At 44.1% G+C, this 4,418-nt stretch carries 6 protein-coding genes and 3 pseudogenes; 6 read left to right on the top strand and 3 right to left on the bottom strand.

The window, feature by feature from the left end; all coding sequences use genetic code 11:
* The 4 genes and pseudogenes from MES37_RS23650 to MES37_RS23625 form a co-directional block, all read left to right on the top strand.
* Nucleotides 1-899: RHS repeat domain-containing protein (locus MES37_RS23650; protein ID WP_337927123.1), on the top strand; the 899-nt coding region annotated here is incomplete at its 5' end.
* Entirely contained in the window at nucleotides 899-1,405 is a 507-nt protein-coding gene (locus tag MES37_RS23645) for an Imm15 family immunity protein (protein ID WP_237932751.1), read from the top strand. The genes MES37_RS23650 and MES37_RS23645, both read left to right, overlap by 1 nt.
* A 34-nt stretch (nucleotides 1,406-1,439) precedes the next feature.
* Nucleotides 1,440-1,864: pseudogene (locus tag MES37_RS24800) on the top strand (RHS repeat domain-containing protein); the annotation flags it as partial.
* Nucleotides 1,865-2,159: 295 nt separating this feature from the next.
* Nucleotides 2,160-2,483 carry a hypothetical protein gene (locus MES37_RS23625; RefSeq protein WP_232886795.1) on the top strand — a complete coding sequence of 108 codons (324 nt, stop codon included), beginning with the start codon at nucleotides 2,160-2,162 and terminating at the stop codon, nucleotides 2,481-2,483.
* A gap of 67 nt (nucleotides 2,484-2,550) precedes the next feature.
* Here MES37_RS23625 and MES37_RS24890 read toward each other — a convergent pair whose 3' ends face one another.
* A complete protein-coding gene (locus MES37_RS24890; RefSeq protein WP_277881107.1) occupies nucleotides 2,551-2,679 on the bottom strand; it encodes a hypothetical protein in 129 nt (42 codons plus the stop codon).
* A 3-nt stretch (nucleotides 2,680-2,682) separates the two neighbouring features.
* Nucleotides 2,683-2,808 (bottom strand): annotated as a pseudogene (locus MES37_RS24885) (SymE family type I addiction module toxin); the annotation flags it as partial.
* Between the two features lie 55 nt (nucleotides 2,809-2,863).
* Between MES37_RS24885 and MES37_RS24790 the strand changes: the two are divergent.
* Nucleotides 2,864-3,553: pseudogene (locus MES37_RS24790) on the top strand (RHS repeat-associated core domain-containing protein); the annotation flags it as partial.
* Nucleotides 3,554-3,569: 16 nt separating this feature from the next.
* Nucleotides 3,570-3,947 carry a hypothetical protein gene (locus MES37_RS23610; RefSeq protein WP_237932748.1) on the top strand — a complete coding sequence of 126 codons (378 nt, stop codon included), beginning with the start codon at nucleotides 3,570-3,572 and terminating at the stop codon, nucleotides 3,945-3,947.
* 50 nt (nucleotides 3,948-3,997) lie between these two features.
* Here the strand turns inward: MES37_RS23610 and MES37_RS23605 are convergent, their stop codons facing one another.
* Entirely contained in the window at nucleotides 3,998-4,312 is a 315-nt protein-coding gene (locus tag MES37_RS23605) for a SymE family type I addiction module toxin (RefSeq protein ID WP_237932747.1), read from the bottom strand.
* Nucleotides 4,313-4,418: the final 106 nt, after the last annotated feature.

The following is a 4,418-nucleotide window of genomic DNA, read 5'->3' as shown; positions in this document are numbered from 1 at the left end:
TGAACGAACACAACATCACCTGGAAATACGATGTTAACGGGCGTCTGGTGGAAAAACTGGTGGATAAAGGCGGCTATCGCCCTCTCCAGTGGCGCTACCGCTGGGATGCCCGAAGCCAGCTCACCGCGCTGGAAACCCCGGACGGCGAACGCTGGGAATACCGCTATGACCCGTCTGGCAGGCGCATCAGCAAACGCTGCACCAACCGCCAGAAAACCGGTTATGACTTCCACTGGAATGGCGACCAGCTGACCGAAGAAATCCCGGTGTATGCCGGTGGCACTCCGGCGTATGACGACAGTATCCGCTGGATATACGAGCCAGGCAGCTTCACACCACTGGCGCGTTATGAGAAAGGACTGCTGCACTATGCGGTAACCGATACGGTCGGTCGTATTCAGGAATTACTGACCGAAGACGGCACCATCGTCTGGCGCGGTAAGCAACAGCTCTGGGGTCGTGAAGCAAGTGCTAACGATGACAACCTGAGTTGCAGACTGCGCTTTCCGGGGCAGTACGAAGACACAGAATCCGGCTTGCACTACAACCGCTTCCGTTACTATGATAGTGAAACGGGACAGTACATTTCGGCAGACCCTATCGGCTTGGCGGGTGGGCTGAATCCTTACGGGTATGTGGCGAATCCGTTGAGGTGGGTTGACCCGCTGGGGTTGGCTTGTTGTCCGCCTAAAGACGCAAGGAATAAAGTAAGGAAAGGACAGGGACCAAAAGAAATCACAAGAATCGATGCTCCGGAGGAAAGCGTTCCTGGTTCACAATGGCATGCACATGGTGCTAATGGAGGAGCAATTAATCAAAATGGCTCTATTCATGACGCAGATCCTAATTTTACACGTAAGACATTGAAATGGCTTGAAGAACATGGTTGGGATTTATAATGGAAAACATACAGGATAAGTTTAAAGCCCTAATAAAAAAAGAGAAGTTAAATGATTTCTCTATTTACTTTAAAGAATATGAATCGTATGAAGAAATTCCACTTTTTTCTCGTTATAAAAACATATCTTTCCTCAGTGGCTTTTCTTTTAATGAAAAAAATAAATTATTAATCCGGCAAGGAGTTGAACTCATTGGCCATATCAGGGGGATTTCTTCTGATTATTTAAATGAAAGTGAATTGGAGGATTATCTTATATGTTTATCAATAACGGATTTGGATTTCCATGATTATAAAGAAGTGGGCTGTCTATCTCCACATATATGTATTTCCAGAAGAAAAAAGTGGCTTTTATCTTCTTTGGAACTCTCACAAAAAAACTCTATTGAGGAGAACCTGATTAAGGAGTATTTATATTCTTTAAACCTAAATAGCAATGATGTTTATGTTACAAAAAAAAGCGTCAATATTGATAGAATATATGTTTTTGATCGGCCAGCTGAATGAGTTAAAAAATCGGAAAAACTAATCATGTTTATCCGGTTACCGGCCGCAGACATGGCGCTACTGGTGGGACGGGTATGACCGTCTGAGTGAGCTGATGACGCCGTCGGGCGTGCGCTGGCGTTATACCTACGACCCGTTCGGTCGTCGCATCGGCAAACAGAAAGTGATACGGTCGGTCGTATTCAGGAATTACTGACCGAAGACGGCACCATCGTCTGGCGCGGCAAGCAACAGCTCTGGGGTCGGGAAGAAAGTGCTAACGATGACAACCTGAGTTGCAGACTGCGCTTTCCGGGGCAATACGAAGACACAGAATCCGGCTTGCACTACAACCGCTTCCGTTACTATGATAGTGAAACGGGACAGTACATTTCGGCAGACCCGATAGGACTACTGGGTGGGGTGAACCCTTACGGGTATGTGGCGAATCCGCTGAGTTGGGTTGACCCGCTGGGGCTGATTGCGATTTATGAAGATGCTCCTTATCACGGAAAAACCGATAATTCAGTTAAAAGCCGAGCACCAACAAATGGGCAAGGAGCTTTAGATAACTCCACCCAAGTTAAATCGACATCACCTCGACGAGTTGGAGTTGATAATGCAACTGGCGAATTCGTTGTTTTAGATAAAACACGAACATTACCTAATGGCGATGATATCTATCATGGACATGTAAGATCGTGGAATGATCTGCATGTTGACCAACAAAATGCGTTGAAAAATACTCGCAAAGTAAATAAGAAAGGAAAATGCTGTGGATAATTATTCAAAAGCAGAGCTTAATGAGCTATTGCATAAATCCACTGATGTAAAAGTTATAAGTGATGCGCTTTTATATGCAACATTTAATATTGATGATGTTGATTGGATTGAAGATTATTGTCTTTCGCTGCTTAACTGTGATAACGATGATATAAGCGGACTTGCAATAACATGTTTAGGTCATGTGGCTAGAATTCATTCAAAAATTAACAAAGAAAAAGTTATCCCAGTTCTTATGAGTAAAAAAAGTAACCATAACTTGATTGGAAGAATTGAAGATGCAATGGATGATATAAATATGTTCGCAACAGATTGATTCAATATCAATTTATTGCGATGACAAAAAGCAGGAAAGATCATCCCGACCTTTCCTGCTTTTTCATTTAACTCGCTATGCCCTGTAATGCAGATTTAATATTCAGATTAGCCAGATTAATTTCCCGCAGTTGCTGACGTAGCACTTCCTGCTCATGCTTCAGCGCGTCAACTTCTTCGCTGTCTTTAATAATCACAATGCAGCCGTCCGATATTTTAACGGTGAGATGTGCACCCGTCTCAAATCCCGTCTCTTTCAGCCATTTACCCTTTAAATGAATATTGGGAGTGCCGGTATCGCCCCGGTTCGGTACATAGCCGACAATAACGCCGACGTTTGAGGAAAGAGTTCAGTAGCTGTACGAGCCGGCGGCACTAACGCCTGTCGCGCGGCATGCGAAGGGAAAACTGCACTATGCCGTCACAGACACCGTCGGCCGCATTCAGGAATTACTGACTGAAGACGGCACCATCGTCTGGCGCGGCAAGCAACAGCTCTGGGGTCGTGAAGAAAGTGCTAACGATGACAACCTGAGTTGCAGACTGCGCTTTCCGGGGCAATACGAAGACACAGAATCCGGGTTGCACTACAACCGCTTCCGTTACTATGATAGTGAGGCGGGGCAGTACATTTCGGCAGACCCGATAGGGCTGGCTGGGGGAATTAATCCTTACGGGTATGTGCATAATCCGCTGGGGTGGATAGACCCGCTGGGGCTGGCTTGTTGTCCTCCGACCGCTCAGCAATTACGCGATATGGAAGCGTTACGCAATGGTCAAGATGTGACTGTCAGAAGCGCAGAGGATGCGAGGAAATTATTAGATTATATGTCTGAATTAAGGCCGCATGTTGATAATTTCCCTGCTAATTCGGGTTATCTTTTCAAAGACACTGCGTTCGGTGATGTATGGAAACAACCAAAAGGTACATATCGCGGTGATTTATATAATACCAAAAACCCACTCTCAGATACTGTTCATGATTCTAATAATATATTGCACGATACAAATCCACATTATAACATTTCATTCCCTGATGGAACTAAAGCCGGAATAATCATCACACCTTAAATACTGGAGTTATTTTATGAAGGTTGTATTGGATTGTCGGGAAATAAAAGATATCCCATTAATTGAACGAGAGGTTTCAGTCGATGACTCTAAGCTGACTGTCGGTTTTTCATTGATTGGAGATTTGAATTTGTTTTTTGAGTATTATAAGAATTATCAATCAGATACTGAATCTATGAGTAGTGCTGAAAGATTTATAAAATTGAAAGGACAAACTACAAAGAGCGAACATTTTTATACAGATATTGATTTCTCCAAGCAACAGCATGTTTCAAAAGTTAATCTATTGAAATCTATAATATCTAATAAACTAGATTTGCCTGATGGTGGTGACGGATTCATATATAACGGTGATAAATCTTATGTTGAAATCCTATTAAACAGGATAAGTTAATGGAATTAAGCGTGACCGGAAGGATCCTCAGATCTTTCCGGTCCTTTGACTTAACCCGCCATCCCCCACAGCGCTGCTTTAATATTACGATTAGCCATTTTTATATCCCGCAGTTGCTGACGTAGGGCTTCCTGCTCATGCTTCAGCGCATCTACTTCATCGCTGTCTTTAATAATCACAATACAGCCATCAGCTATTTTCACTGTAAGATGTGCGCCCATCTCAAACCCCGCCTCTTTCAGCCATTTACCCTTTAAATGAATATTGGGTGTGCCGGTATCGCCCCGGTTCGGTACATAGCCGACAATATAACGGCGCTGCGCTTTGGAAATCCCTGATTCTGAAATACAATCGTGCTCAGCCATAATTAACTACCTTCTTAGTTGCCTGTGGTCAGCGGCGCTATTGAGTACCGGTTCGATGCACAACAGGATTATGTCACGAAGCGCACCTCTGCGGGTATTACCGAAC

It is taken from the genome of Buttiauxella sp. S19-1 (assembly GCF_022134725.1).
Taxonomy (GTDB): Bacteria; Pseudomonadota; Gammaproteobacteria; order Enterobacterales; family Enterobacteriaceae; genus Buttiauxella; species Buttiauxella ferragutiae.
Note: the sequence above shows the minus strand (reverse complement) of the source record. Positions and strands in the feature narration are given on the sequence as shown.

What these genes read in the sequence shown, in the direction of transcription:
- MES37_RS23610 (WP_237932748.1), top strand. Translation starts at nt 3,570, where the DNA reads ATGAAGGTTGTATTGGATTGTCGGGAAATAAAAGATATCCCATTAATT.
- MES37_RS23645 (WP_237932751.1), top strand. Translation starts at nt 899, where the DNA reads ATGGAAAACATACAGGATAAGTTTAAAGCCCTAATAAAAAAAGAGAAG.
- MES37_RS23605 (WP_237932747.1), bottom strand. Translation starts at nt 4,312, where the DNA reads ATGGCTGAGCACGATTGTATTTCAGAATCAGGGATTTCCAAAGCGCAG.